18 protein-coding genes, 4 tRNA genes and 1 pseudogene are annotated in these 25,843 nt (G+C 75.4%); 8 read left to right on the plus strand and 15 right to left on the minus strand.

Translation table 11 applies throughout. The features are described 5' to 3' along the window. Nucleotides 1-157: 157 nt before the first annotated feature. From ACH5AR_RS07320 to ACH5AR_RS07340, 5 genes and pseudogenes are all read left to right on the plus strand, one after another. A complete protein-coding gene (locus tag ACH5AR_RS07320) occupies nt 158-1,150 on the plus strand; it encodes an SDR family NAD(P)-dependent oxidoreductase (RefSeq protein ID WP_396300394.1) in 993 nt (330 codons plus the stop codon). A 73-nt stretch (nt 1,151-1,223) separates the two neighbouring features. Further along, nucleotides 1,224-1,925, plus strand: a pseudogene (locus ACH5AR_RS07325) (NDP-sugar synthase); the annotation flags it as partial. A gap of 125 nt (nt 1,926-2,050) precedes the next feature. Next, nucleotides 2,051-2,968, plus strand: coding sequence for an NAD-dependent epimerase/dehydratase family protein (locus ACH5AR_RS07330; RefSeq protein ID WP_396300395.1), 918 nt, complete (start codon nt 2,051-2,053; stop codon nt 2,966-2,968). After that, nucleotides 2,965-3,660, plus strand: a complete 696-nt coding sequence (locus tag ACH5AR_RS07335; RefSeq protein WP_396300396.1) for a spherulation-specific family 4 protein — start codon at nt 2,965-2,967, stop codon at nt 3,658-3,660. The genes ACH5AR_RS07330 and ACH5AR_RS07335 overlap by 4 nt, the downstream gene beginning before the upstream one ends. A 280-nt stretch (nt 3,661-3,940) precedes the next feature. Next, entirely contained in the window at nt 3,941-4,705 is a 765-nt protein-coding gene (locus ACH5AR_RS07340) for an endo alpha-1,4 polygalactosaminidase (RefSeq protein ID WP_396300724.1), read from the plus strand. 54 nt (nt 4,706-4,759) lie between these two features. Here the strand turns inward: ACH5AR_RS07340 and ACH5AR_RS07345 are convergent, their stop codons facing one another. After that, nucleotides 4,760-4,960 carry a hypothetical protein gene (locus ACH5AR_RS07345; RefSeq protein ID WP_396300397.1) on the minus strand — a complete coding sequence of 67 codons (201 nt, stop codon included), beginning with the start codon at nt 4,958-4,960 and terminating at the stop codon, nt 4,760-4,762. Nucleotides 4,961-5,114: 154 nt separating this feature from the next. Here ACH5AR_RS07345 and ACH5AR_RS07350 point away from each other — a divergent pair, with 154 nt between their 5' ends. After that, on the plus strand, nt 5,115-6,068 hold the full coding sequence (locus tag ACH5AR_RS07350) for an aldo/keto reductase (RefSeq protein WP_396300398.1): 954 nt from the start codon (nt 5,115-5,117) through the stop codon (nt 6,066-6,068). 88 nt (nt 6,069-6,156) lie between these two features. Here ACH5AR_RS07350 and ACH5AR_RS07355 read toward each other — a convergent pair whose 3' ends face one another. The 6 genes from ACH5AR_RS07355 to ACH5AR_RS07380 form a co-directional block, all read right to left on the minus strand. Continuing rightward, on the minus strand, nt 6,157-7,146 hold the full coding sequence (locus ACH5AR_RS07355) for a C40 family peptidase (protein WP_396300399.1): 990 nt from the start codon (nt 7,144-7,146) through the stop codon (nt 6,157-6,159). Then, complete coding sequence (locus ACH5AR_RS07360; protein WP_396300400.1) at nt 7,143-8,423, minus strand: SPFH domain-containing protein; 1,281 nt, start codon at nt 8,421-8,423, stop codon at nt 7,143-7,145. The genes ACH5AR_RS07355 and ACH5AR_RS07360 overlap by 4 nt, the downstream gene beginning before the upstream one ends. 194 nt (nt 8,424-8,617) lie before the next feature. Next, nucleotides 8,618-11,482, minus strand: a complete 2,865-nt coding sequence (locus ACH5AR_RS07365; RefSeq protein ID WP_396300401.1) for an Ig-like domain-containing protein — start codon at nt 11,480-11,482, stop codon at nt 8,618-8,620. Nucleotides 11,483-11,835: 353 nt separating this feature from the next. Further along, nucleotides 11,836-11,911 (minus strand) — tRNA-Arg (locus tag ACH5AR_RS07370). A gap of 31 nt (nt 11,912-11,942) precedes the next feature. Further along, nucleotides 11,943-12,018 (minus strand) — tRNA-Arg (locus ACH5AR_RS07375). A gap of 219 nt (nt 12,019-12,237) precedes the next feature. Next, nucleotides 12,238-12,331 (minus strand) — tRNA-Ser (locus ACH5AR_RS07380). Nucleotides 12,332-12,508: 177 nt separating this feature from the next. Between ACH5AR_RS07380 and ACH5AR_RS07385 the strand changes: the two genes are divergently transcribed. Beyond that, nucleotides 12,509-15,952, plus strand: a complete 3,444-nt coding sequence (locus ACH5AR_RS07385; RefSeq protein ID WP_396300402.1) for a PAS domain-containing protein — start codon at nt 12,509-12,511, stop codon at nt 15,950-15,952. A 93-nt stretch (nt 15,953-16,045) separates the two neighbouring features. Here ACH5AR_RS07385 and ACH5AR_RS07390 read toward each other — a convergent pair whose 3' ends face one another. From ACH5AR_RS07390 to ACH5AR_RS07400, 3 genes are all read right to left on the minus strand, one after another. Next, nucleotides 16,046-17,707, minus strand: coding sequence for a long-chain fatty acid--CoA ligase (locus ACH5AR_RS07390; protein WP_396300403.1), 1,662 nt, complete (start codon nt 17,705-17,707; stop codon nt 16,046-16,048). A gap of 169 nt (nt 17,708-17,876) precedes the next feature. After that, a complete protein-coding gene (locus ACH5AR_RS07395; protein WP_396300404.1) occupies nt 17,877-19,118 on the minus strand; it encodes a hypothetical protein in 1,242 nt (413 codons plus the stop codon). A gap of 45 nt (nt 19,119-19,163) precedes the next feature. Continuing rightward, nucleotides 19,164-20,036: a DUF1906 domain-containing protein gene (locus ACH5AR_RS07400; protein ID WP_396300405.1), complete on the minus strand. Its 873-nt coding sequence runs from the start codon at nt 20,034-20,036 to the stop codon at nt 19,164-19,166. Between the two features lie 152 nt (nt 20,037-20,188). Between ACH5AR_RS07400 and ACH5AR_RS07405 the strand changes: the two genes are divergently transcribed. Then, nucleotides 20,189-21,256, plus strand: a complete 1,068-nt coding sequence (locus ACH5AR_RS07405; RefSeq protein WP_396300406.1) for an EamA family transporter — start codon at nt 20,189-20,191, stop codon at nt 21,254-21,256. A 35-nt stretch (nt 21,257-21,291) separates the two neighbouring features. Here the strand turns inward: ACH5AR_RS07405 and ACH5AR_RS07410 are convergent, their stop codons facing one another. The 5 genes from ACH5AR_RS07410 to ACH5AR_RS07430 all read right to left on the minus strand — a co-directional run bounded on the left by ACH5AR_RS07410 (nt 21,292) and on the right by ACH5AR_RS07430 (nt 25,793). Continuing rightward, nucleotides 21,292-22,092 (minus strand): pyridoxal 5'-phosphate synthase, encoded by an 801-nt coding sequence (locus ACH5AR_RS07410; RefSeq protein WP_396300407.1) that lies wholly within the window; start codon nt 22,090-22,092, stop codon nt 21,292-21,294. 430 nt (nt 22,093-22,522) lie between these two features. Further along, complete coding sequence (locus ACH5AR_RS07415; protein ID WP_396300408.1) at nt 22,523-22,852, minus strand: hypothetical protein; 330 nt, start codon at nt 22,850-22,852, stop codon at nt 22,523-22,525. A gap of 392 nt (nt 22,853-23,244) precedes the next feature. Then, entirely contained in the window at nt 23,245-24,609 is a 1,365-nt protein-coding gene (locus ACH5AR_RS07420) for an FAD-binding oxidoreductase (protein ID WP_396300409.1), read from the minus strand. A gap of 141 nt (nt 24,610-24,750) precedes the next feature. Next, nucleotides 24,751-25,578, minus strand: coding sequence for a MerR family transcriptional regulator (locus tag ACH5AR_RS07425; RefSeq protein WP_396300410.1), 828 nt, complete (start codon nt 25,576-25,578; stop codon nt 24,751-24,753). A gap of 127 nt (nt 25,579-25,705) precedes the next feature. Continuing rightward, nucleotides 25,706-25,793: transfer RNA gene (locus ACH5AR_RS07430), tRNA-Ser, on the minus strand. Between the last annotated feature and the right edge of the window lie 50 nt (nt 25,794-25,843).

Here is a 25,843-nt window from a genome sequence, read left to right on the forward strand (position 1 = left end):
GCACCACCCAGCACCGCTGGTCACATCGAATATCCCGCACGCCTTCCTTCGCGTGCACCGCCGTACGCGTCCCACCTGAGACGTCCACCGGGCCGACGGCGGCCGGCCACCACAGCGCGCGCCGGCCGCCCCGGCAGATCGAGAAAGCGAAATCCGCATGAGCAGCGTCGCGGTTACCGGAGCCGAGGGCTTCATCGGCTCCCACCTCGTCGAGACCCTGGTCGCCGACGGGCACCACGTCCGCGCGATGGTCCAGTACAACTCGTTCTCGTCCTTCGGCTGGCTGGAGACCCTCTCCGAGGAGGTGCTGGACTCGGTCGAGGTCGTCCTGGGCGACGTCCGGGACCCTGGTTCGGTCAACGGCCTGGTCAAGGGCACCGAGGCGGTCTACCACCTGGCCGCCCTGATCGCGATCCCGTACTCCTACCGGGCCCCCCACTCGTACGTGGACACCAACGTCACCGGCACCCTGAACGTGCTGGAGGCGGTGCGCCACCTGGAGATCCCCCGCCTGGTGCACACCTCGACCAGCGAGACGTACGGCACCGCGCAGACCGTGCCGATCACCGAGGACCACCCGATCAACACCCAGTCCCCGTACGCCGCCTCCAAGGCGGGCGGGGACCGGCTGGCCGACAGCTACCACGCCAGCTTCGAGACCCCGGTCGTCACCCTGCGCCCGTTCAACACCTTCGGCCCGCGCCAGTCGATGCGCGCCGTCATCCCGACCGTGATCGCCCAGGTCGCGGCCGGCCAGACCGAGATCACCCTCGGCGACCTGCGCCCGACCCGCGACTTCATGTTCGTCAAGGACACCGCCAACGCCTTCCGCACGGTGGGCACCGCGCCGGCCGAGACCGTGGTCGGCCGGACGTTCAACGCCGGCACCGGCGGCGAGATCTCGGTCGGCGACCTGGTCACCCTGGTCGGCAAGCTGATGGGCGTCGACCTGGTGGTGAAGGAGGACGAGCAGCGCATCCGCCCGACCAACTCCGAGGTGATGCGCCTGGTCGCGGACGCGACCCGGCTGCGCGAGGCCACCGGCTGGGCCCCGGCCTTCACCCTGGAGCAGGGCCTGGAGCAGACCATCGAGTTCTTCCGCGACCCGGCCAACCTGGCCCGCTACAAGACCGACATCTACAACGTCTGACCGCCCTACCGAGCTTGCTCGTCCTGGTAACCAAGGTTCGTGTCCTGCACATCCTTTCCGTGGGGGAAACACCATGCACGCAGTGATCCTGGCCGGCGGCAAGGGCGTCCGTCTCCGCCCGTACACCACCGCGCTTCCCAAGCCGCTCGTCCCGATCGGCGACCAGCACGCGATCCTGGAGATCGTGATGCGACAGCTCGCCGCCGCGGGCTTCGAGAGCGTCACCCTGGCCATCGGCCATCTCGGCCACATCATCCGCGCCTACGTCGGCAACGGCTCCCAGTGGGGCCTGCGGGTCGGCTACGCCGTCGAGGACAGCCCGCTCGGCACCATGGGCCCGCTGCTCACCATGCAGGAGCGCCTGCCCGAGCACTTCCTGGTGATGAACGGCGACATCCTGACCGACCTGGACTTCGCCGGGGTGCTCAAGCACCACGAGTCGTCCGGCGCCCCGCTGACCATCGCCACCTACGCCCGCCAGGTCAAGATCGACTTCGGCGTGCTGACCTCCGACGCGGGCACCATCACCGGCTTCCAGGAGAAGCCCAGCATCGACTACCGCGTCTCGATGGGCGTGTACGGCGTCTCGCGCTCGGCGCTGGCCTCGTACACCCCCGGCCTGCCGCTGGGCTTCGACGAGCTGGTGCTCGACCTGCTGGCCGCCGGGACCCCGCCGTCCGCCTACGAGTTCGGCGGCTACTGGCTGGACATCGGTCGGCCCGACGACTACGACCGGGCGAACGCCGAGTTCTCCACGATCCGTCCGGTCCTGATGCCCTTCGAGTCCACCGGCATCGCGCCGGGCGTCGCGGAGCTGCCGATCCCGGCCGCCCGCACCGCCCCGGACGACGTGCCCACCGAGCCCGCCGCCGCGGGCGTCGAGAGCGACGGACGGGCCGCGTGAGAATACTGCTCCTCGGCGGCGACGGCTTCCTGGGCCGTCACGCCACCGCCGTCCTGCGGTCGCTGCCCGGTGCCACCGTGCTGACCGCGGGCCGGCGGCCCGCCCACGACCTCCGGCTGGACCTGGCCACCGCCCAGGCCGGCCCGCTCGGCGAGGAACTGTCCGCCCTGGCCCCCGACGCGGTGGTCAACTTCGCCGGCGCGGTGGCCGGCAGCGCGGTCAAGCTCGCCGAGGTGAACGCCCGCGGCCCGGCGGTGCTCTGCGAGGCGCTCTCCCTCGGCGCCCCGAAGGCCCGCCTGGTGCACATCGGTTCGGCCGGCGAGTACGGCGTCTGCGCCCGCGGCGAGTCGCTCGCCGAGGACGCCGACGCCCGCCCGGTCGGCGTGTACGGCGCGACCAAGCTGGCCGGCTCCCTCGCGGTGGCCGGCTCGCCGCTGGACGCCGTGGTGCTGCGGGTGTTCAACCCGGTCGGCCCCGGCGCACCGGCGGGCTCGCTGCCCGGCCGGCTGGCCGCCGAGCTGCGCCGGGTGGCGCCCGAGGGCACCGCCGGCGTGATCACGGTGGGCGACCTCTCCGCCTACCGCGACTTCGTCGACGCCCGGGACGTGGCGGCGGCGGTCGGCCTGGCCGTCACCGCCGACCGTCCGCTCCCCCGGGTGCTCAACCTGGCCTCCGGGCAGGCCCGGCAGGTCCGGGCGATCGCCGACGGGCTCGCCGCCGCGGCCGGCTACACCGGCCGGATCGACGAGAGCGGGGCCGGCTCCGAGCGCTCGGCCGGGGTCTCCTGGCAGCAGGCCGACGTGTCGGCCGCCGCCCGGGAGCTCGGCTGGCACCCGCGGACGGACCTCGCCGACACCCTGCGCGACCTCTGGCTCGGCACCGCCGGGCCGACGCCCGACCCGGTGGTCGCATGACCACCGGGCAGACCCCCGACGGCCGCCTGCTGGTGCCGCTGTACGTCCACCCCGCGGTGGACCCGGCGGCCTGGCAGGCGGTCGCCGCCGCCGACCCCGCCAGGATCGCCGCCGTGGTGCTCAACCTCGCCGACGGCCCGGGCGAGCTCCCGGACCACGTCTTCGCCGAGGCGGCGGACGAACTGCGCGCCGCCGGGCTCCCGCTGGTCGGGTACGCCGACACCGACTACGGCCGCCGACCGCACGCGGCGGTGGTGGCCGACATCCTGACGTACCGCCAGCGGCACGGCATCACCGGCGTCTACCTCGACCAGGTCGCCACCCACCCGGGCGCGCTGGCGCACTACCGGCGGCTGGCCACGGCCGCCCGCGCGGCCGGCTGCGGCACCGTGGTGTTCGGCCACGGCGAGCACCCGGACCCGGGCTACGCCGAAGTCGGCCTGGCCGACCTGCTGGTGACCTTCGAGGGCGACTGGGACGCCTACCGCTCCATGTCGCTGCCGCTGTGGACCGGCCGGCACGCGGCCTCCCGCTTCTGCCACCTGGTCTACGACGTCCCCGCCGAGCACGCCCAGGACGCCGCCGCCCTGATCGCCGCCCGGCGAGCCGGCGTCGGCTGCGCCGTACCGGGAGCCGGGGAGAACCCCTGGCGCACCCTGCCGTACGGCCTGAACGCCGCCGAACTGACCTGACCCGATCCGGAGCCCGACTACCGTGAACCGCCGCAACCGGCTACTTCCGGCCGCCCTGGCCGCCGCCACCGCCACCGCCCTGCTGGTCAGTTCGTGCAGCAGCTCGGGATCGGAGGACGACCAGGACCAGGCCGACGGCACTGCGAGCCCCACTCCCGCGGCCACCGCGCCGACCACCCCCGGCACCCCCGACCCGAGCACCGGCGCGCCGGGCACGCCGAGCACCGCGCCCACCACCCCGGGTGCCACCGCCCCGCCCCCGGGCACGCCCGGCACCACCGTGCCACCCGCACCCCCGCCGGGGACCGGCACCCCTCCGGGCAACCCGGCGCCGCCGCCGGCCGGCGCCCGCTGGCAGCCCACCCCCGGCCTGGCCTGGCAGTGGCAGCTGGGCGGCGGGGTGGACCAGTCGGTGGACGTGCCGGTCTACGACATCGACGGCTTCGAGAACGACGCCTCGGTGGTGGCCGCGCTGCACGCCAAGGGCCGCAAGGTGATCTGCTACATCAACGCCGGCTCCTGGGAGGACTTCCGCCCCGACTCCGCCGCCTTCGCCAAGTCCCTCCAGGGCTCGGACACCGGCTGGAAGGGCGAGAAGTGGTTCGACATCCGCAAGCTCGACCAGCTGAGGCCGCTGATGGCCGCCCGCTTCGACATGTGCCGGAGCAAGGGCTTCGACGCCGTCGAACCGGACACCATCGAGGCCTACAACCAGAACAGCGGCTTCCCGCTGACCGCGGACGACCAGCTCCGCTACAACCGGATGCTGGCGCAGCTCGCCCACGAGCGCGGGCTGGCCATCGGTCTGAAGAACGACCTGGACCAGATCCCGGCGCTGCTCCCGGACTTCGACTTCGCGGTCAACGAGGAGTGCGCGCAGTTCGACGAGTGCGACCGGGTCGCGCCGTTCGTCAAGGCGGGCAAGGCGGTCTTCCACGTCGAGTACAAGCTCGACACGGACCAGTTCTGCGCCAAGGCCAGGTCGCTGGGCTTCAGTTCGATGCGCAAGAAGCTCGAACTGAACGCCTGGCGCAAGCCCTGCTGAGGCGTTCCTCTCCCGTCGCGCGGGTGACCCGGACGAGGGTCACCCGCGCGAGGGTCACTTGACCGCCAGCCAGACGACGCCGCCCAGGACGACCAGCACGACGACGGCGACCAGCGCGATCACGCCGGTGCGGCTGCCGCCCTTGCTGCTGCCGTAGGTGGAAACGTTGCCCGGGGCCTGGGGCGCCGGGCTCTCGTCGACGAACGCCCGGAACATCTGGGTGCTGCCGGCGGGGTCGTAGTCGTTGTCAGCCATGGCACGGACTCTAACGAATCCGGCCACCCCGGGCACACCCCGGACCCCCGTCACGCGGGCCGCACCACCCGCGCGTGCGACTGGAGGGACGAGAGCTCGGCGCGGCGCGCGGGCCGCCGGAATGCCGGGCGGCGGCGTCGGGTTGACTGGCGTCATGACCGGAAACCACAGCCGGGTGAGCCTCGGCACCTCCGACCTGTCCGTCTTCCCGCTCGCCCTCGGCGGCAACGTCTTCGGCTGGACGGCCGACGAGCAGCAGTCCTTCGCCGTGCTGGACGCCTACGCGGAGGCCGGCGGCAACTTCGTCGACAGCGCCGACGTCTACTCCTCCTGGGCCCCGGGCAACACCGGAGGCGAGTCCGAGACGGTGATCGGCAACTGGCTGCGCAGCCGCGGCAACCGCGAGGACATCGTGATCGCCACCAAGGTCGGCATGCTCGCCGAGCGCAGCGGCCTGGGCGCCGCCACGATCAAGGCCGCCGCCGAGGACTCGCTGCGGCGCCTGGGCGTCGAGCGGATCGACCTCTACTACACCCACCGGGACGACGACACCCCGGTCGAGGAGTTCGTCACCGCGTTGGACGAGCTGGTCCGCGAGGGCAAGGTCCGGGCCGTCGCCGCCTCCAACATCTCCGCCGAGCGGCTCACCGAGGCGCTGGCCTTCGCCGAGCGCGAGGGCCTGGCGAAGTACGTCGCCGTCCAGCCGCACTACAACCTGGTCTCGCGCGGCACCTTCGAGGGCCCGCTGGCCGAGGTGGTGGCCGAGCACGGCCTGGCCACCGTCCCGTACTACGCGCTGGCCTCCGGCTTCCTGACCGGCAAGTACCGCCCGGGCGCCGCCGGTGTGGACAGCGCCCGCGCCGAGGGCGCCGCCCGCTACCTGGCCGAGCCGCGCGGGCCCAGGGTGCTGGAGGCGCTGGACGCCGTCGCCGCCGAGCAGGGGGTGGAGCCCGCCTCCGTCGCCCTGGCCTGGCTCGCCGCCCGTCCGACCGTCGCCGCCCCGATCGCCAGCGCCCGCACCGTCGAGCAGCTCCCGCCGCTGCTGGCCGGTGCGGTCCTGAAGCTCACCCCGGAGCAGACCGCCCTGCTGGACGCCGCCTCCGCCTGAGCCCGCCCCGCCCGGGCACGCGGGCGGGCCCCCGGCGGCCGGAAGGGGCGGCCGGGGGCCCGTCGCGCGCCGTGCGCCGGGAGGAGTCCTACGGCCGGCCGATGTGGGTCGGGTAGTAGCCCGGGCTGAGGGTGGAGATCCGGACGGTCGTGCCCGGCCGCGGAGCCTCCACGAACTTGCCGCCGCCGAGGTAGATCCCCACGTGGTGGATGCCCGAGGCCCGGCCGCTGTCGGACCAGAACACCAGGTCGCCGCGGCGCAGCTGCCCGGAGCCGATCGGCGTGGTCGCCGCGTACTGGTCGTCGGCGACCCGCGGCAGGCTGATCCCCGCACGCCGGTAGGCCTGCTGGACCAGCCCCGAGCAGTCGTAGCCGGACGGGCCGTTGCCGCCCCAGACGTACGGCTTGCCCAGCTGGGCGAGCGCGTAGTCGATCGCGGACTCCAGGTTCCCGGAGGCCGGGGCGGTGTTCGCCGGGGGCCGGCCCGCAGGGGGCGCGGGCTGCGCGGGAGCCTGGGCCGAACCCCCGCCGGAGGCCCCCGTGCGGCTGGCGTAGACGTCGTAGTGGCTGGTCCACCGCCACTCGCCGGAGCCGTTCTTGAACCAGTACTTCGAGCCGTCCCACCCCTGGCGGATCCCGGCCGAGGAGGCCGGGCCGTTGGACGCGGACTGGGCGGCGGAGCCGGCCGAGCCGCCGGAGCTTCCGGTGCGGCTCGCGTAGACGTCGTAGTGGCTGGTCCACCGCCACTCGCCGGAGCCGCTCTTGAACCAGTACTTCGAGCCGTCCCACCCCTGCTTGCCGGCCGCGGCGTGCGCGGATCCGGCGCCGGCCGTCAGGCCGACGACGCCGGCGCCCGCCAGCACGGTGGTGGCCAGGCAGGTGCTCCGCACCGCCCGGTGTATTCGGCCGCCACCGACCGCCGCCGCGGAGCGGGCGGAGCGCGGCCGGACGACGCAGTTGGGGCAGCCGCAGCCCGCGATCGCGGGGATGCTGCCGAGGCGCTCCTCGAAACCGATCAGGCCGGGATCGCCCTCGGCTCCGGTCCGGGATCCGGCGTACGCACCGGTGGCTATCCTCATGCGGGTCGTCCTTCCTTCCGTCCGGCACGGGCGGCCGGGGGCGGTACCGAGGCGGCCACTCCGGCCGGGGCGACGAAGGCGACCAGCAGCTGTTCCATCAGCGAGCTGCGGGCGGCCTCGTCCAGTTCGTGCGCGGTCGCCCGCTCCAGGCGGCGGACGGCCAGCGCCGCCGCCTCCACCGCGTCGTCCACCAGGACGGTGCGCAGGCCCGCGTCCAGGTCCGCCAGCCGGCGCCGGCGCATCGACTCGGCCACCTCGGGCGCGTAGTCGAGGGCCAGCGGCTGCACCGAGTAGACCTCCAGGCCGGCCGGGGCGACCTCGGCGGCCAGCGCCCTGGTCATCTCGTCGGCGAACCACTGCCCGTCGCGCAGCGCCGGGCCGGGCGCCGCGTTGCTGTCGCAGGGCAGGGTGGAGGCGGTGCGGGTGAGCACCGCCTGCACCTGCTCGCGCAGGTAGCTCTCGTGGTCCTCGATCGCCAGCAGCGCCCGCGCGGTGTCCTTGACCCGCCAGACGATCAGCAGCCGGACGACGATCGGCGTGCCGGTGCGGTCCACCACCTTGGCCGACTCGCTGCGCCAGTGCCGCAGCCGCACGTCGACCCGGCGACGGCGCAGCAGCGGGTTGACCCAGACCAGGCCCGCCCGGCGGACGGTGCCCCGGTAGCGGCCCCACCGGGTCAGCACCCGGGTCTCGCCGCCCGCGTTGGCCAGCAGCCCGGCGAGCGCGCAGATCACCAGCAGGCCGGCCGCGGCCGCCCCGGCGATCCACTGGGCGTCCACCTCGACCTGGCCGCTCTCCCGCGAGGCGCTGCCGCGCAGGTCGGGCAGCGCGTCCCAGTACGGGATGACACCGGTGCGCAGCAGGACGAACAGCACGCCGGCCACCCCGATCAGCACCGCCAGCAGGGCGATCCAGCCGGGCAGCGAGGCGGCGCGGTGCTCGCGCAGCGCCTGGTCGGCCCGGGGCGGGCGCCGGGAGGTGGCGGCGGCCGGGGCGGCGGCCGTCACCGGATCCGGGAGTTCGACGGTCTCGGGAGCGGCCGTCTCCAGCGGGTCGAGCAGGTCCTCCGGGCCGGCACCGACGGCCGGGGCGGGGCTCGGGAGGACGGCCAGCGGGGTGGTCGCCGGGCCGGCGTCGGCCGGGCCGCTCTGCTGGACGGCCCTGACGGTGGCCTTGGCCAGCCGGCTGGAGCCGGAGGCGGAACGTTCCGGCAGTGCGGGCGGGAGCGCCTTGGGCAGGGGGTCGGGTCGCTGCGAAGAATCGCGGGTGACGTCCATGCACGGATCCTCTGGGTCTGTGTGTCGCGCAACGGGCGGCCCGGATCTGACGGGCAGTGCCAGGGTCAGGCTAAGTTCATACGTCATCAAATGCGACATTTGAACCGAGGTGTGTCGACATTTACTGACGAATGATCCAAAGCTGACCTGACGCGCAGGCACATGAACTGATGGTCGGGACAGTTCGGCGCCGTTCAGCGCCGAGGATCACCGGGCCTGCGGGCGAACACCCGGCGGGTGATCAGTCCGAGGCCGGTGAGCACCAGCAGGACTCCGGCGAGCCCACCACGCCAGCGGGTCGCCCCGGAGGGCTCGGGTGTGCCGGGCGCGGCCCCCACCGGGGGCGCCGCCAACGGCCGCGGCGCGGACCCGGCGGGCCCGGCGGATTCGGCGGGCCCGGCCGCGTCGGCCGGACCGGCCGGTGCGGGGGCGGACGCCACCGCGGCGCCGGCCGCCGGCGAGCGGCCGGGGCCGGTGGCCGGGGCCGGGGAGGCGGACACCGCGGGAGCAGGGCTCGGGACGACGGGCCTGGTGGAAGCGGTGGCCGCGGCCGGTGTAGCGGGGGCCGAGGCACGCGGCGTCGCCTTCGCGGACACCGGCGGTGCCGCCGACGGCGCCGCGGTCGGCACGGCCGGGGATCCGGTCGCCACCGGAGCGGCCGTCAGCGGCCGGGCGCCCGCCGCCGGAACCGCGATCGGCAGTACCGCGGGCACCACCGCGGGCACCTCCACCGCGGACGGGGCCGACGAGGCGGCCGACGCCGGACTCGATGCCGTGGCCGTGGCCGTCAGCGTCGCCGTCGCCGTTGCCGTTGCCGTCGGGCCCGCGGCCACCGGGCTCGACGTCCCCGAGGCCGAGGCCGCGGTCGAGGCCGTCGCACTCGGCGCCACCGCACCCGAAGCCGTCGGGCTCGGCGCCGCCGGGCTGGGCACGGCCTCCGCCGTGGCGACCCGGACCGGCACCGGCGCCGCCGAGGCCTCGTTGCCCGCCCGGTCGGTCGCCGTGACGACCAGCCACTGCTCCCCGTCCGCCAGGTCCCGGTTGGCCGTGCAGGCCCAGCTCCCGTCGAGCGCCGCCGTCGCCCCGCACAGCACCGTCCGCCGCTGTGACTCCGAGCCCGCCCCGGCCTGCGCCGTGACCAGCACGTTCGCGTCCGGATCGGCCCGGCCGACCAGCTTCGGACGGCTGACCCGCAGCGTCTCCCCCGAGGCCGGCGACGTGAGCACCGGCCGGGCCGGCAGCCCGGTGTCGACGACCAGCGCGACCGGCTGCCCGGTCGTCCGGTTCCCCGCGACGTCCACCGCGACCGGGGTGAGCAGGTGCTTCCCGTCCGCCAGCTCCTCCACCGGCAGGCAGGACCACTCGCCGCCCGCCGGCACCCCGGTGATGCACAGCTCGTCGGCGGAGCCCTGGTCGAGGACCGAGACGGTGCTGCCCGCCTCGCCGGTGCCGGTGAGCCGGAGCCCCGGGTCGTTGGTGTACGCGGGGACGGTGAGCGTGGGGACGCCCGGCGGCGCGGTCTTCACAGTGACCATGACCGGCTCGCCGCGCAGCACCACCCCGCCCCTGGTGGTCTCCACCGGGGTGAGGGAGTGCGGGCCGGCGGCCAGCGCGGTGTCCGGGCGGCAGGACCAGTCGCCGCCGCTGCCGACCATCGCCCGGCAGAGCACGGTGTCGTCCTCCCGGACCTCCACGGTGGCGCCGGAGACCGCGCCGCCGCCGCTGACCCGCGGGCGGGCGTCGGCGAGGACGGCGGCCTCGGCCGGCTCGGCGATCTCCGGCCGGGCGGCGCCGACGGTCAGCTTGATCAGCTGGTCGGTGACCTGCCCGGAGTCGGCGAAGCCGCCGGAGGAGACGAGCTGTCCGGCGTCGCGGCCGATCCGCAGCCGGGCCCAGGTCTCGCCCGAGGCGGCGCCCGGCGGGACGGTCCACTCCAGGGTCGCGGTGCCGGCGCCGGCCGGGACCTCGGTCTGCACCCGCTCGGCGGGATCGAAGCGGCCGGTGCGGCCGAAGTCGATCCAGCCGGCCAGGGTCGCGGGCTGGTCGCCGACGGCGACCGGGACGGTCAGCCGGTAGTAGCGCCCGATCGCGGCCTCGGCGGGGAAGACGAGCGACGGGTCGGCGCCCTGGTACTCGCCGCGGCCGGGCTGGAGCCTGGTCCGCGGGCCGGCGAAGGGGCTGCGCGGGGCCGCCCCGCCGTCGGGCCGGACCGCCGGCCCGCTGCCCGGCGCCCCGGCGGAGCGGCCCCCGCCGCTGCGCGCCGGGCCGGCGGCGGCGCCCAGGAAGAGGTCGGAGACCACGTGCGAGGCGTTGCCGTAGGCCTGCGGGGCGGTGCCGACCTCCTCGTCCACGGTGACGGTGTAGGCCTGGCGCAGCACGGGCGGGGCGGTGGTGCTGCCGGCCCGGGCGACGGAGCGCTCCTCGACCCGGAACACCGCGGTGCGGACCGTCCCGGCCAGCTCCAGCGAGCCCTCGGCGGCCGAGCCCGGGTCGCCGTCGGCGGCTCCGTCCGGGCTCGCGGGGGCGAGCACGTTGCCGTCGACCGTCCAGCCGGACCAGTCGGTGCGGTCGACCAGGGTGGGAGCGGACGGCGAGCCGCCGGTGAGGGTCAGCCGGGCCGCGGTGCTGGTGCTGCCGGAGCTCCCGGTGGCGAGCGCGGCCAGGCCGCTGAGGTGCAGCCGGGGGTTGCGGACCGGCCGGGAGAAGTCCAGCCGCAGCGTTCCCACGGTCCGCCAGGAACCGTCCGCCTCGGGACGGTCGGGGACGAGGCCGAAGGCCTGCGCCGGATCGCCCGGCCGCATCCCGTCGGCGTAGCGGGCCCCGGGGCCGTCGGCTGCGGAGCCGCCCGCCAGGACGCCCGGCTCGGCGGTGACGCGCGTGCCCGGGGCCGGGTCGACGTCGAACCGGACCGAGAGCCCGGAGGGCAGCACCGCCCGGTGCTCGGCGGACCACGTCTCGGGGGACTGCCGGGCCGCCGAGAGCGGGGCGTTCCACACGGTCAGCAGCCCGCTCGCGAGGACGGCCAGGGCGACAGCCGTACGGGGAAACTGTCGGCTCATCCGGCTCTCCTTCGCGGTCGGCTGCCGAAAGGTGGGCAGTCTGCACAAGATCGGACAAAAAGGAATCACGATCCTGGGCCGGGCATCCTGCGACACCTGGGACTCCGGCCGTCTCCCACCCGTTCGGCGGTCATCCGGGCGGCAGGACGGGATGTACCCGAAACAACTGCATCTCATCCATTCGGCGGCAGTCGACACCACCCGAACGGACGCGGGAACGGCAGCTCAGGACCCATCCGGCGGGCACCGGCCGCCGGAACGGCACCAGCCACCCGAGGCCTGTGTTCGAGCCGCTCGGCGGGCCTCCGGTGGAAACGCGAGAAGCCCCCGGCCGACGGCCGGGGGCTTCTCGATGGTGCGCTCAGCAGGATTCGAACCTGCAACCTCTTGATCCGTAGTCAAGTGCTCTATCCGTTGAGCTATGAGCGCAAGGAACGGGCGAACCCGATCTTGCGGAGATTGGTGCGCTCAGCAGGATTCGAACCTGCAACCTCTTGATCCGTAGTCAAGTGCTCTATCCGTTGAGCTATGAGCGCCCGCCCTGGTGAACGTTGTCTCCGGGGCGTTGCGGGGACAACATTACATGACCTGCGGCGCAGGACGAAATCGGTTGATCCGGGCCCTCCCGGCCGCTCCCGGGGCCCCGCCGGACCGCCCCGGCACGCGTCCGGCGGCACGTCCGGGAACGCGTCCGGGAACGCGTCCGGGAACGCGAAGAGCCCCCGCCGACGAGATCGTCGACGGGGGCTCCCGACTGGCGGAGGCTGAGGGATTTGAACCCTCGATCAGGAATAACCCCGAAACCGCATTAGCAGTGCGGCGCCATAGACCGGACTAGGCGAAGCCTCCCCACAGGGACCGTACCCGCGCGAGCGGAGACGTTCCGTGTGTCAGTGATGATGCCACAACCGTGGGGCTCGGCACCAACCACCGCCAACGTTACTAGGCGGGTCGTCCCCGCCGCAAAGAAGAATGAGATACTGCCGTCTCCGGAGGAGCTGCCCCGAGCCGAGGAGACCTGTCGACGTGAGCAGCAGGCCGATCCGAGGCGCTGCTCGCCTCGCCGCCATACTCGACGCCCTGCCCGACGCGTTGCTGCTGGTGAACAGCAACGGCACCGTCGTGGACGCCAACAGCGCGGCGGTCCAGGCGTTGCAGGCCCCGGGCACCTCCCTGGTCGGCATGGGCGTGCTGGGCCTGCTGCCCGAGTTCGACCCCAGCCGCATCCCCGGCTCGATGCGCCCGGCCACCCGCGACGGCGACGCCCTCGACCGCCCGGTCCGGATGACCGCCCACCGCACCGACGGCACCACCTTCCCGGTCGAGGTCTCCGGCAACGACTTCGCCGACGACGGCGACGGCCGCGGCTACGCCCGCTCCCCGTACGAGCCGTACCGCGAGAACTCGCCCTCCTCCTCCGACCTGCTCCTGCTGCTGGTCCGCGACCTCTCCGGCCGGCTGGGCGTCGAGGCCGAGCTGCGCCGCCAGCACAAGCAGACCGAGATGATCCTGCGCGCCGCCGCCGAGGGCGTGCTCGGCGTGGACCTCGAAGGCCGCTGCGTGCTGGTCAACCCGGCCGCCGCGCACATCCTGGAGTACCGGGCGAGCGAGCTGGGCGGGCGCGAGCTGCACCCGCTGATCCAGCACTCCCGGGCCGACGGCACCCCGCTGGCGCTGGAGGAGTCCGCGCTGCTGGACACCCTGACCTCCGGGCGCAAGCACCGGGTGCGCGGGACCGTGCTGTGGCGCAAGGACGGTCGGCCGGTCACCGTCGACCTCACCACCGCCCCGGTCCGGGACGGCGACCAGCTGGTCGGCGCGGTGATGACCTTCACCGACCGCAGCCGCGAACTCGCCCTGGTCGCCCGCAACGAGCACCTCACCGCCGTGCTGGAGAGCGAGCTGGGCGGTGCGCTGACCGCGCTGAACCAGCGGCTCGACGCGCTCGCCGCCGACCCGGCCGGCCAGCTCTGGCCGGAGGCCAACTGGACGCTGCGCCGGCTGGCCGCCGAGTGCCGCCGGTTCGGGAAGCTGATCGAGGGGGTGCTCGACCACCAGCGCTGCGAGGCCGGCGAGAGCGCCGCCCCCGAGGCCAGGGACGGCAAGGAGGCCAAGCCCGGCAAGGACGGCGGCAAGGACGGCAAGGACGGGCGGAAGGCCGCGGCCCGGGTGCCGGTCGGCCTGGACACGGTGGTCCGCCGGGCCGTCGAGGAGGCCGGCGAGCTGGTCGGCCCCGGCCGGGTGCGGTTCTCGGTGCACGCCGCCGCGGTCGAGGTGATCGCCGACGAGCGGCGGCTGGCCCAGGCGCTGGCCCACCTCGTCGCCGACGTCAGCGGCGTCGGGCTGGCGCTGGACGCCCCCGCCGCCGCCTCCCCCGGCCTGGCCGTGCCCGGGCTGAACAGCGCCGCCGCGCCCGCGCTGCCGCCCGCCCCCGAGCCGCCGACCGTCGTCCTGGCCGCCGCCCAGCGCGGCGAGGTGGCCCGGGTCGAGGTCCGCGGCCCCGGCGTCGGCGGCAGCCCCGTCCACCTGCCGATAGCCCGCACGGTGGTCGAGCGGCACGGCGGCGTGCTCCAGCCGCACGAGCTGCCCGGCAAGGCCGGTACCACGTACGTCGTCGAGCTGCCGCTGGACCCCGCCGCCGCGAAGGCCGCCGCCGAGCGTGCCGCCGCCGAGGGCCGCTCCGACCGGCCCAAGGAGACCGACAGCGCCGTCCTGCCCGAGCTCCCGGGCATCCCGCATCTGCCCAGCGGCGGCGAGCCCGCCGAGGCCCCGGCGGCCGAGGAGCAGCCCGGCACCGACGCCCCGGAGGCCCCCGCCGCGGAGCAGGCGCCCACCGAGGAGCCCCCCGCCGAGCGCCGCGGCCGCCGGGGCCGCCCGGCCACCGACGCCGCCGACGCCCCCGGCACCCCCGACATCCCGGCCGACCAGTGGCCGAACGCCCCCGCCCGGGTCGAGCGGGCCGTCCCCGAGCAGTGGAACGGCACCGGCAACGACCCCGCGTACGGCCGCCAGGGCCTGGCCGGACCGGACGGCGCCCAGAGCGACCCGTGGGGCAAGGACGACGGCCGCTCCGGCCCCGCCTACGCCGTGCCCGTCGAGGGCCACCGGGCGCAGCCGAACCGCCCCGCGGGACGCGAACCGCTGGCGCTCGGCCCGGCCCCCGCGCCCTCCGCCGCCCCGGACGGCACTCCGCCCGGCGGCACTCCGACCGCCGAGGCCGCCCAGGAGCAGGCCGCGGGCGAGACCAAGCACCGCCGCCGCCGCGCGCTGCCCTCCACCGAGGAGTCCTCCGGCGGCTTCGCCCTGCCCGGGGCCGCGGACACGCCGGTCTACCCCGGCCTGGAGCACGCCCTGCCGGTCGGCCCCGCGCCCGCACCGCCCGAGCCGGCCACCGCCCCGACCGGGCGCCGCCGCCGGCTGGCCGTACCGCCCGGGCCCGACCCGGAAGCCCTGGTGAACACCGCCGCCCCGGCCGGCCAGGGGCAGCCCGGCACCGCGCTGGCGCCCGCCCGCGCCGGGCGGCCCACCGCCGAGGAACCGGCCGCCCCTCGCCCGGTCGGCACCGGCCTGGGCGAGCTGGCCCCGCCGCGCCCGCTCGGCCCGGTGCCCGCCGCCGTCCCGCAGCCGAGCGCCCCGGCCGACGCCGCCCGGCCCTCGCCGCGCCCGATGGCCGAGCTCCCGCCCGCCGGGGAACGCCCCGGCGCCGAGCAGCCCCCGGCCCCGACCGGCGAGCTGGCCAACACCCGTCGGCTGCTGGTCTGGCCCGAGCCCGACCCGGCCACCCATCAGGCCCTCCAGGCCCGCGGCTACCTGCCGGTGATCGTCCGCTCCCGCGAGGAGGTGGACGCCCAGGTCCCCGGCTTCCCGGCCGCCCTCTTCGTCGACCCGCTGACCGGGCCGATCACCCGCACCGCGCTGCAGTCGCTGCGCACCGCGGCGCTCAACCGCCGGATCCCGGTGCTGGTCACCGCCGGCCTCGGCCAGGCCACCCGGGACGCCGCCTACGGGGCCGACCCGGCCGTCCTGCTGCGCGCCCTCGCGCCGCGCGACGGCGAGCAGCACGCCCCGCGGGTGCTGCTGGTCGAGGGCGACCCGGACATCGCCGCCGCCATGATCAGCAGCCTGGAGCGGCGCGGCATGCACGTCGAGCACGCGGTGGACGAGAACGACGCGGTGGCCCGGGCCAGCAGCGTGCAGCCCAACCTGGTGGTGATGGACCTGCTCCAGATCCGCCGCCGCCGGGTCGGCCTGCTGGACTGGCTGCGCGCCAACGACCGGCTGCACCGCACCCCGCTGGTGGTCTACACCTCGGTCGACCTCGACCCGCGCGAACTGCCCCGGCTGCGCACCGGCGAGACGGTGCTGTTCCTCGCCGAGCGCTCGACCGGCGAGGACGTCCAGTCCCGGATCGTCGACCTGCTCGGACGGATCGGCGCGATGGGCGAGGCGGGCGTCGCCGCCGCCGGCTGAGGCGCGCCGCACCCCGTGGCGTGCCGGGGGCCGGCCGCCCCCGTCCGTCGGAGGCGGCCGGCCCTTCGCGCGGTCACCGGCCGCGGGGCGCGGTCACTCCTTGCCGAGCACCGTGACGTCCAGCTCCTCGGCCGCGTAGCTGGCCCGGATCACCTTCTTGTCGAACTTGCCGACCGAGGTCTTGGGCACCGACTCCACGATCGACCAGCGCTCCGGCAGCTGCCAGGAGGCGATCCGCTCGCCCAGGAAGGCCCGCAGCTCCCTCAGCCCGGCGGTCGCGCCCGGGCGCAGCACCACGGTGGCCAGCGGGCGCTCGCCCCACTTCTCGTCCGGGACGGCGACCACGGCGGCCTCGGCCACGTCGGGGTGGGCCATCAGGGCGTTCTCCAGCTCCACCGAGGAGATCCACTCGCCGCCGGACTTGATGACGTCCTTGGCCCGGTCGGTGAGGGTCAGGTAGCCGTCGGAGGTGATGGTGCCGACGTCGCCGGTGCGCAGCCAGCCGTCCTCGGAGAACTTGTCGTCCGGGCGGACCGGGTCCTGCCCGGCGCCGCCGAAGTACGCCCCGGCGATCCACGGGCCGCGCACCTCCAGCTCGCCCGCCGAGACGCCGTCGTGCGGCATCCGCTCGCCGCCCGGGCCGATCAGCCGGGCCTCGACGGACGCCGGGAAGACGCCCTGGGTGATCCGGTACGGCCACTCCTCCTCGGGCGTGAGGCCGCCCGGCGGCTGGGCGAAGCAGCCGAGCGGGGAGGTCTCCGTCATGCCCCAGGCGTGCAGCACCCGGATACCGTGGCGCTCCTCGTAGGCCTTCATCAGGGAGGGCGGGCAGGCGCTGCCGCCGATGACCACCATGCGCAGGCTGGAGGTGTCGTAGTCGCCCGCGTCGAGCTCGCCCAGCAGCCCGGCCCAGATGGTCGGGACGGCGGCGCTGACGGTCGGACGGACGGCGGCGATCATCTCGGCCATCGGCTTGGGCTGGAGGAAACGATCCGGCATGAGCAGGTTGGCGCCGGACATGAAGGCCGCGTGCGGGATGCCCCAGGCCTGGACGTGGAACATCGGGACCACCGGCAGCGCGGTGTCCCGCGGGGTGAAGGCGAAGTTGTCGCCGGTGTTGACCTGGAGGCAGTGCAGGTAGACCGAGCGGTGGCTGTAGAGCACGCCCTTCGGGTCCCCGGTGGTGCCGGAGGTGTAGCAGAGCACGGCGGCCCGCCGCTCGTCGATGTCGCGCTGCCACGGGTACTCGGTGGGCCGGCCCGCGATCAGCTCCTCGTAGTCGTGCACCCCGCCCGCGAAGCCGGCCAGCACCGAGCGGTCGCCGGGGCCGCTCACCACGATGTGCCTGAGGGTCGGCGCGAGGTCCGGCAGGACGGCGGCGAGCAGCGGCAGGACGGAGCCGTTGACGATGATCACGCGGTCGGCGGCGTGGTTGACGATGAACGACAGCTGCTGGGAGGGCAGCCGGAGGTTCAGCGTGTGCAGCACCGCGCCCGCCGAGGGGACGGCGAGGTACGCCTCCAGGTGCTCGGCGTTGTTCCACATCAACGTCCCTACAACACTCGCGTCGGTGCAGCCGAGCTCGTCGCGCAGGGCCCAGGCGAGCTGCGCGGCGCGGGCGCCCACCTCGGCGTAGGTCCGGACGACCGGGCCGGTTCCGTCCCAGGTGCTCACGGTCGACCGGCCGTGGACCGTGGACCCGTGCTCCAGGATTCGGGTGACGGTGAGCGGGACGTCCTGCATCGTGCTGAACACGGGTCCTCCTTGACCTGGCGGCACTGGCGGCTGCGCCGCGACACCTACCGGGCGGTAATGAGCGCGGACGTGCCCGATTGTGCCGCTCCCACCCCCCGCTGTCAGTATCCCGGCCCCGTTGCGCGGATCACGGATGCGTCCCGGTCCGGGCGGCGCCGCGGTGCCGCCGTCAGGGGCGGCGGGGGCGGTGGAGGCGCAGGGAGTTGGCCGGGTCGGGTGCGTAGGCCGGATCGAGAGCCCAGCCGTGCTCGGCGGCGATGGCCAGGGCCCGGTGGGCACCGGCGCCGCGGTAGGTGGCGCGCTTGAGGTGGACGCGGTGCACCGGAGCGCTCTCGGGCAGGCGGCCCTCGTCGCGCGCGAGGATGCGGCGGATGTGGCGGTCCCAGGCGGCGGGGCTGTTGGTGAACTCGGCGCGGAAGGCACGCGGGCCGACCGTCCAGCGGGCGCCCCAGCGGTCCCAGTGGTCGGGCTCGGGGCGGCTCACCCAGAAGGTGAGCAGGCCGTACACCGGGACGTAGACGAGCTGGAGCAGGAACACGAACGGCAGCAGCGGCGCGAAGCGGACCGGCTGCGGCCCCCACGGGGTGCCCGGGGCGGCGGGCGGGCCCTGCGGGGAGGGGGCGTCCAGGACGGCCGGGGCGGGGAAGTGGCGGGCGAGCCGGACGTGCCCGGCGTCCGTCCCGGCGGCCGAGCCGTGCCAGCCGTACCGCTCGGCCAGCCGCACCACGCCGGACGCGCCGAGGCCCCGGTAGAGCCGCAACGGGAGCCCGGTGCGCACCACCCGGCCGAGGTCGGGCTGCACCTCGCCGTCGCCGGCCGCGTACGAGGCCTCGGCGGCGGCGATCCGGCGCGCCAGGACCGGGGTGACGTAGCGCTCCCAGTCCTCCGGGCGGCCGGTCAGCTCGGCCCGCAGCCGGCGCGGCGGGATGAAGCTGCGGTTGACCTTCAGCCAGCCGTCGGAGCTCGGGCCGGACACGCCGGCGTTGTCGGCGAGGAGCAGGAGGACGAAGAGGAGCACCAGGCCGAGGATCCAGAGCGGGGCGTAGATCCACTGGAGCAGGAACTGGGCCAGCACCGCCGACCGGTTGCGGCGCGGTGCGGGGCCGGGGAAACCGCCGGGGCCGGCGGGCCCGGGGCGGGGGGCTGCGCTCTGGGGTGCCGGAACCGGCTGGTGCGCGACGGGACGGGCGGGGGGCTGCGGCACGGCCGGGTACGGCTGCTGCGGCGGCACCGGCCGGGCGTACGGGTTCCCGGCGTACGGGTCCTGGGCGTACAGGTCCTGGGCGTGCGGGCCTGGGGCGTACGGGTTCCGCGGGGCGGGGCCCTGCCCGTACGGCGTCTGCCCGTACGGGCCCTGCGGCGGCGGCGCGCCGTACCCGCCGGTGCCGCCGTACCCCTGGCCGTTCGCCATGCCGCTCCCCCCGTGGTCGACCGGGGGACACCCTACCGGCGGGTCTCAGCGGGCGGTCGGGCCGTCCACGTGGTTGCGGTCGACGGTGAGGGTGGCACCGCCGAAGGTCTCCTCGACGTTGCCGTGGTACTGGTGGACGCGCTGGTGGGAGCTCCAGAGGTCGGGCGCGAGGCCACCGGAGCCGTCGGTGTCGGCCCGGTCGTCCCAGCGGGCGTACCAGAGGGCGTCGGGCAGCGGGGAGCTGCCGGCCCGGGCCGCGACGGCGAGGTCCGCGACGCCGGAGTCGAGGCTGGAGTAGAAGCCGGAGCGGTAGCCGGCGGCGTGCAGGCCCGCCGTCCAGCCGAGGGTGAAGTCGACCACGGCCTGGCCGCAGGCCGGGTCGTGCACCGGGTAGGCCTCGATGTCCAGGTAGACCGGGCTGCCCTCGCCCAGCCCGAGCGCGCGCAGCGCCCGGGCGGCCTCGCCCGCCTCCTCGCGGCCCTGCTCGACGGCCGTCGCCGGGTCGATCCGCCGGGGCTTGCGGCCCGGGTCGGCGCACGGCGCCTGGAGGCCGACGTGCACCGGCAGGAACCGCCAGCCCTGCGCCCGCACCTGGCGCACCCACTCGGCGGTGAGCCGCGGCTGGGCACAGCCGCGCTGGGAGCCGCTGGTGTAGATGCCGAGCGCCCCGTACGGGGAGGCGCCGCGCCAGGCCTTCAGGGTCTCGACCGGTGGTGCGGTGCAGGCGTCGAAGGCGGGGCCGCTCCAGGTGTCGCGGACCCGGGGCGGTCCGGAGCGGTCGGGCAGGGTGACGGCCCTGATGCGGGGGCCCGCGACGGCGGCCGGGGCGACGGCTTCGGCGTCCACACCCGCCCCGCCGGTGGCCAGCAGGAGCACGAGGGCGGCGGCGAGCAGGGAGACAGGACGGAGATGGCGCACCCCGCCTTGTTACTGACGGACCGTCGGGCCCCTGCGGCAACCACGCCGCAGCGCCCTCGCGAGTCCACCCTTTCGGACGCACCCGTCCGTATCCGTCCCGATTTTTGTAACGAGCTTGCTGCTTCATCACTCCTTACGGCAAACTCACGACTATGCCCACCTCCCATACCAGCGAAACCCCCACCGCCTCGTCGTCGGCCGCCGCCGTCGCCGAGGCCCTGGCCATGCCGCCCGCACCCAAGGGCGAGCCTGCCGGCGAGCGGGGCAGCTGGCGACGAGGTGGGGCCTCCGGCCCCTCGGCGCCACCCGGAGTCCGGCCCGGCCGGACCACCGGCCGGTTCGGCAAGAGCCTGCGGCGCCCGGAGCGGATCCCGGCGCCGCTTCTCTGTCTGGCCGCGATGTTCCTGGTGCAGACCGGCATCGCGCTGTCCAAGCCGCTGTTCGGCCCGCTCGGCGTGAGCGGCACGACCTTCCTGCGGCTCGGCTTCGCCGCCGTCATCCTGCTCGCCGTCACCCGGCCGAAGCTGCGCGACAAGCGCCCGCGCGACCTCGCCGCGGCCGCGCTGCTCGGCGTCGCCTCCGCCTGGATGACCTTCCTGTTCGCCGGCGCGATCGACCGGCTGCCGATGGGCACCGCCGCGACCATCGAGTTCCTCGGCCCGCTCGCCGTCGCCCTGGTCTTCGCGCGGCGCGCCAGCCACCTGCTCTGGGCGCTGCTCGCGGCTGCGGGCGTGGTGCTGCTGACCCTGCTCGGCGAGGGGGACGGGGGCGGGTCGCTCGACCCGGTCGGCCTGCTGTACGCCTTCGGGGCGGCCGCCTGCTACGCGCTGTACATCCTGTTCACCGACAAGGTCGGCGCGGCTTTCCAGGGGTTCCAGGGCCTGGCGGTGTCGATGACGGTCGGCGCGCTGACGCTGGCGCCGTTCGGGTTCGGCCAGGCCTGGCACGGGCTGACCGAGCCCGGCGCCTCGCCGGTGGCGCTGCTCGCGGCGGTGGCCGGGGTGTCGCTGCTGCTGCCGGTGATCCCGTACGCGCTGGAGATGACCGCGCTGCGACGGATGCCGCAGCGGGTGTTCAGCGTGCTGGTCAGCCTGGAGCCGGCGGTCAGCGCGCTGGTCGGGCTGGTGGTGCTGGGCCAGCTGCTGGGCATGCCGCAGCTGGCCGGGATCGGCTGCGTGGTCGCGGCCAGCGTGGGCGCCACGCTGACCGGGCGGCGGTAGCGCGCGCGGGGCCGCAGCGCTACGGCGCTACGGCGCTACGGCCAGAGCAGGGTGCGCGACCACTCCGGGGCGCTGACCGGGCCGGTGCGGGTGTAGCGCAGGCGGGTGTGCCGGCGCTGGGCGTCGCCCTGCCAGAACTCCACCTCGTGCGCCCACAGGGTGTAGACCGCGTGCCCGGGCGCGACCGCGTCCGGGTGCGCCTCCAACCGGCGGCGTGCGACGGCCACCGCCTCGTCGTACTCGGCGACAGAGCCCAGCGGCTCGCTCTGCCGCCCGACCAGCGCGCCGACCCGGGCGGCGGGCGAGCGGGTGGCGAACTCGGCGGCGGCGACCAGGTCGGCGGCGCGCTCGACCATGCCGCGCACCCGGACCTGGCGGCCCAGCTGCGGCCAGTAGACGGTCAGCGCGGCCGCCGGGTGGTCGGCCAGCTGGCGGCCCTTGGGGCTGTCGGCGGCCGCGGAGAAGTTCCAGCCGGTGCCGGCCGCGTCGACGTCGCGCAGCACCAGCACCCGGGCGTCCGGCATGCCGTCGGCGTCGACGGTCGAGAGGGTGAAGGCCTGCGGGTCCAGCACCCCGGCGTGCAGCGCGGTGGCGAGCCAGTCCACGAACAGCGGGCCGGGCTCGGCGGGGGCGGCCTCGTGGTCGAAGGACGGCAGCGGGCGGGCCATCGGCGGGCGTCCGAGCAGCAGTTCGGGGACGGACCGGGGCCCCGGGCGGTGCTCGTGGAGCGGGTCGGACGACGGCTCCGGGCGCGCGTCCGCCGCCGGTGCCGGTCCGGTCTCCGGGACGGGCCCGGTCTCGCCCGGGCCGGTCAGGCCCTCCTCCTCCGCCGCCATCGCACACCCTTCCTTCCGATTGCCGCGGTCGCCGCCCCGGCCGGGCCGGTCCTTCCGGGGCCCGGACGCGTGGGTGCGCTGTCGGAGCGCAACCGTACCGCCGGGCTCCCACGGCTCCGGTCGCGGGCCCTCGGTGGACGGCTCCGGGCCCCGGGCGCAGGGCTCCGGACGCACCCGTGGGCGGTGCCGATGGCGGCACCGCCCACGGGACCGGTTCCGCGGTGACCCTTTCCGCCGGCCGGTCGATTGCGCTGTTCCCTCTGGTCTGATGCGTCGGTGACTCGGTCTCCCTTCGAGCCGTTCCGGTCGTCCCGGCCGTCTGCGGATCAGGCCCGGGCCCGCCCCGGCTGCTCAGCCCAGCCGCGGCCTCCCACGTCCGGCGCCCCCGCCTTCCGTGGTGCCCGGTGCCGTCACCCGGCCGTGCGGCCGGTCAGTTGAAGGTCGGGGCGACGACGACGTTGACGTCCTTGTTGCCCTGGCCCGCCTGGACGGTGCCCGTGTTGTCCTTCACCGCGACGGTGTTGTCCTGGTTCGAGGCACCGGAGCCGACGGCGGTCTGCTGGGTCGAGACGTGGTTGCCGTCGACCCCGCCGAACACGTTGCCGGTGCCGGTGTCGGAGACCACCCCGGCGTTGGAGGAGCCCTCGGCACCCGCACCCTCGTCGGCGGCGGCGGCACCGGCGCCCGCCAGCAGCAGGCCGACCGCGAGTGGGCCGGCCAGCAGGAGCCGGGCTGTTCGACGGGTGGGGGTGCGAGCCATGGGTGCCTCCGGAAGCTGTTCTTGTCGGACAGAGGTCGATCAGGTGGTGCGGGGTTCGTCCGCGGGACGAACACCTACGGGCTGCGACGCCGGAAGACAGACTTCCGCAACAAATCGACAAAGCGCTAGCTCCCACGGTGAATTTCGCCCGTTCGCGTGATATCCAGTGCAGCCGCGCATAGGGACCGACAAAACGGCAAACGCACCGACATCCCCCGTCCGAGCTGGGACTTCACTCGGACGGCCGCCGAATCCGCGCAGACTGGTCGGCGGCGCGACGGCGCCAGGGTGGCCCGCCGGGCGCACCACCCTGGCGCGTACGAACTTTGTGCGCGCCCCTGAAAGGTTCGATCACCCGTACCTGTCGACTTTTGCCGATATCCCCATGAAAATCAGATCATCTTTCCTGGATTCAGGATTCCCAGCGGATCGAAGACCGCCTTCAGCTGCCGTTGGAGGTCCAGGGCCACCGGGCCCAGCTCACGGGCCAGCCAGTCCCGCTTCAACAGCCCCACCCCGTGCTCGCCGGTGATCGTTCCGCCGAGCTCCAGCCCGAGCGCCATGATCTCGTCGAAGGAGCGCCGGGCGCGGGCCGTCTGCTCCGCGTCCGAGGCGTCGAAGATGACGATCGGGTGGGTGTTGCCGTCCCCGGCGTGGCTGACCACCCCGATGGTCAGCCCGTGCCGCTCGGCGATCACCGCGACGCCGTTCAGCATCCGGGCCAGCCGGGAGCGCGGCACGGCCACGTCGTCGATCATCGTGGTGCCCAGCCGGTCCAGTGCGGGCAGCGCCATCCGCCGGGCGGCCAGCAGCAGATCGGACTCCGCCTGGTCCTCGGCCGGCACCACCTCGGTCGCCCCGGCCTCCCGGCACAGCCGGGCGGTCCTGGCCAGCTCGGCCACCCGGTCCGGCCCGTCGAAGGCCACCAGCAGCAGCGCCCGGGTGGACTCCGGCAGCCCCATCCGCCCCAACGCGTTGACGGCCCGCACCGAGACCGCGTCCATCAGCTCCATCAGCGACGGGCTCAGCCCGCGCGCCATCACCTCGCAGACCGCCGCCCCGGCCGCGTCCGCGCTCGGGAACTCGGCCGCCAGCGCCAGCTGCGGGGCGGGGGCGGGCCGCAGCGCCAGCACCGCCCGGACCACCACGCCGAGCGTCCCCTCCGAACCGACGAACAGCCTGGTCAGGTCGTACCCGGCGACGCCCTTCGCGGTCCGGCGGCCGGTGGACAGCAGCCGCCCGTCCGCCAGCACCACGTCCAGCCCGAGCACGTACTCGCTGGTGACGCCGTACTTCACGCAGCAGAGCCCGCCGGCCCCGGTGCCGATGTTGCCGCCGATCGTGCAGGACTCCCAGCTGGACGGGTCCGGCGGGTACGAGAGGCCCACCTCCTCGGCGGCGCGGGAGAGTTCGGCGTTCACCACGCCGGGCTCGACCACCGCGATCCGGTTCACCGGGTCGATCTCCAGGATCCGGTCCAGCTTCACCAGCGAGAGCACGACGCAGCCGTCCACCGCGTTCGCCGCCCCGGACAGCCCGGTCCGGGCGCCCTGCGGCACCACGGGGACGCGCAGTTCGGTCGCGGTGCGCAGCACGTGCTGCACCTGCTCGACCGTCTCCGGGAACACCACCGCCGCGGGCTGCCCGGCCGGGCAGAAGCCCGCCATGTCGTGGCGGTACGCGGCGGTCACGTCCGGGTCCACCACGACGGCCCCCTCGGGCAGGCCCTGCGCCAGTCGGTCCGTCAGATCACCCATCGCCGCCTCCGCTCGCGCCCGGCCCCCGCCCTCCGCACTCTGCCCGGCGGGCGGGGGCCGGGCAAGTGGGCCACAGGGCGGGCGCACCGGCGGACGGGGCCGGGCGCGCGGGCCGCGGAGCGCACCCGGCCGGGCCGACGGCTACCGGCGGACCACCGGCTCCTGGAGCTCGGTGACCCACCCCGCCGGGTCCTGCGGGCACTCCAGGTACAGCTCCCGGGCGTAGCCGGCCGAGCGGTAGCCGTTCTCCTCGATGAAGCGGGCCAGCTCCTGGCCGGCGCCGAGCACCTCGTCCATCGGGCCGCGGTGCACGATCGTCGCCGCCTCCTCGATCGCCGGCAGGTCGACCACCTCGAAGTCGTGCGCGCCCGCGCGCACCGACGGGCCGACCGGGACGGCGGCCAGCACCAGCACAGCGCCGGCGCCCTCCGGCGCGTCCTGGTAGCGGGCGACGGACGGGCCGGCCGCCTCGACCCCGGCCCGGGCCAGCCGCCCGCAGAGCTCCGCGAACAGCGGCCCGATCACCGGTCCGATGTCCTCCGGCTCGTAACTCGCGGCCACCGCGGTCAGTTGGGCCGCCCGGACGGACGGCACCGGCTTCACCACGACATCGTGCGCGGACATGGTCCCCTCGCTCTCGATCGTCCGGAGCCTCGCCTCCACCCGGGCCAGTCGCAGCTCGTCGGCCGCGATCGCCGCGGCGAGCTGGGCCCGCCGCAGCCGCAGCATCCCGCGCAGCTCGGCCGCGTCCACCCGCTCGTCCAGGACGGCGCGTACCTGCTGCAGGGTGAAGCCGAGCTCCTTGAGCGCGATCACCCGGTTCAGCCGGGCCAGTTGGGACGCCTCGTAGAAGCGGTACCCGCTGACCGGGTCCACCCGGGCGGGCCGCAGCAGCCCGATCGCGTCGTAGTGGCGCAGCATCCGTACCGACACCCGGCCGTGGCTGGCGAAGTCTCCGATGTTCAACATGGTGCGACCACTCCATCGCCTGCCACCGTGTCAGGGTCAACCGCGCCCGCGGCGGCCGCGGGACAAACACCGAGGGCGGGTGCCGAACGATGTCGGCACCCGCCCTGAGCAGGTGGTTCCCTACCGGCGGAGAGCGTGGGATTCGAACCCACGGTACGGGGTCACCGCACGACAGTTTTCAAGACTGTTCCCTTAGGCCGCTCGGGCAGCTCTCCAGGCGGAGGTCAGCCTAACGGGTCCGGCGGGGTTCGGCGCACACGTTCCG

The sequence above is a fragment of the Kitasatospora sp. NPDC018619 genome (genome assembly GCF_044391605.1).
In the GTDB taxonomy this organism is placed as follows: Bacteria; Actinomycetota; Actinomycetes; order Streptomycetales; family Streptomycetaceae; genus Kitasatospora.

What these genes read in the sequence shown, in the direction of transcription:
- ACH5AR_RS07355 (WP_396300399.1), bottom strand. Translation starts at nt 7,146, where the DNA reads ATGAGGATAGCCACCGGTGCGTACGCCGGATCCCGGACCGGAGCCGAG.
- ACH5AR_RS07405 (WP_396300406.1), top strand. Translation starts at nt 20,189, where the DNA reads ATGCCCACCTCCCATACCAGCGAAACCCCCACCGCCTCGTCGTCGGCC.
- ACH5AR_RS07345 (WP_396300397.1), bottom strand. Translation starts at nt 4,960, where the DNA reads ATGGCTGACAACGACTACGACCCCGCCGGCAGCACCCAGATGTTCCGG.
- ACH5AR_RS07415 (WP_396300408.1), bottom strand. Translation starts at nt 22,852, where the DNA reads ATGGCTCGCACCCCCACCCGTCGAACAGCCCGGCTCCTGCTGGCCGGC.
- ACH5AR_RS07360 (WP_396300400.1), bottom strand. Translation starts at nt 8,423, where the DNA reads ATGGACGTCACCCGCGATTCTTCGCAGCGACCCGACCCCCTGCCCAAG.
- ACH5AR_RS07350 (WP_396300398.1), top strand. Translation starts at nt 5,115, where the DNA reads ATGACCGGAAACCACAGCCGGGTGAGCCTCGGCACCTCCGACCTGTCC.
- ACH5AR_RS07410 (WP_396300407.1), bottom strand. Translation starts at nt 22,092, where the DNA reads ATGGCGGCGGAGGAGGAGGGCCTGACCGGCCCGGGCGAGACCGGGCCC.
- ACH5AR_RS07320 (WP_396300394.1), top strand. Translation starts at nt 158, where the DNA reads ATGAGCAGCGTCGCGGTTACCGGAGCCGAGGGCTTCATCGGCTCCCAC.
- ACH5AR_RS07395 (WP_396300404.1), bottom strand. Translation starts at nt 19,118, where the DNA reads ATGGCGAACGGCCAGGGGTACGGCGGCACCGGCGGGTACGGCGCGCCG.
- ACH5AR_RS07365 (WP_396300401.1), bottom strand. Translation starts at nt 11,482, where the DNA reads ATGAGCCGACAGTTTCCCCGTACGGCTGTCGCCCTGGCCGTCCTCGCG.
- ACH5AR_RS07425 (WP_396300410.1), bottom strand. Translation starts at nt 25,578, where the DNA reads ATGTTGAACATCGGAGACTTCGCCAGCCACGGCCGGGTGTCGGTACGG.
- ACH5AR_RS07335 (WP_396300396.1), top strand. Translation starts at nt 2,965, where the DNA reads ATGACCACCGGGCAGACCCCCGACGGCCGCCTGCTGGTGCCGCTGTAC.
- ACH5AR_RS07420 (WP_396300409.1), bottom strand. Translation starts at nt 24,609, where the DNA reads ATGGGTGATCTGACGGACCGACTGGCGCAGGGCCTGCCCGAGGGGGCC.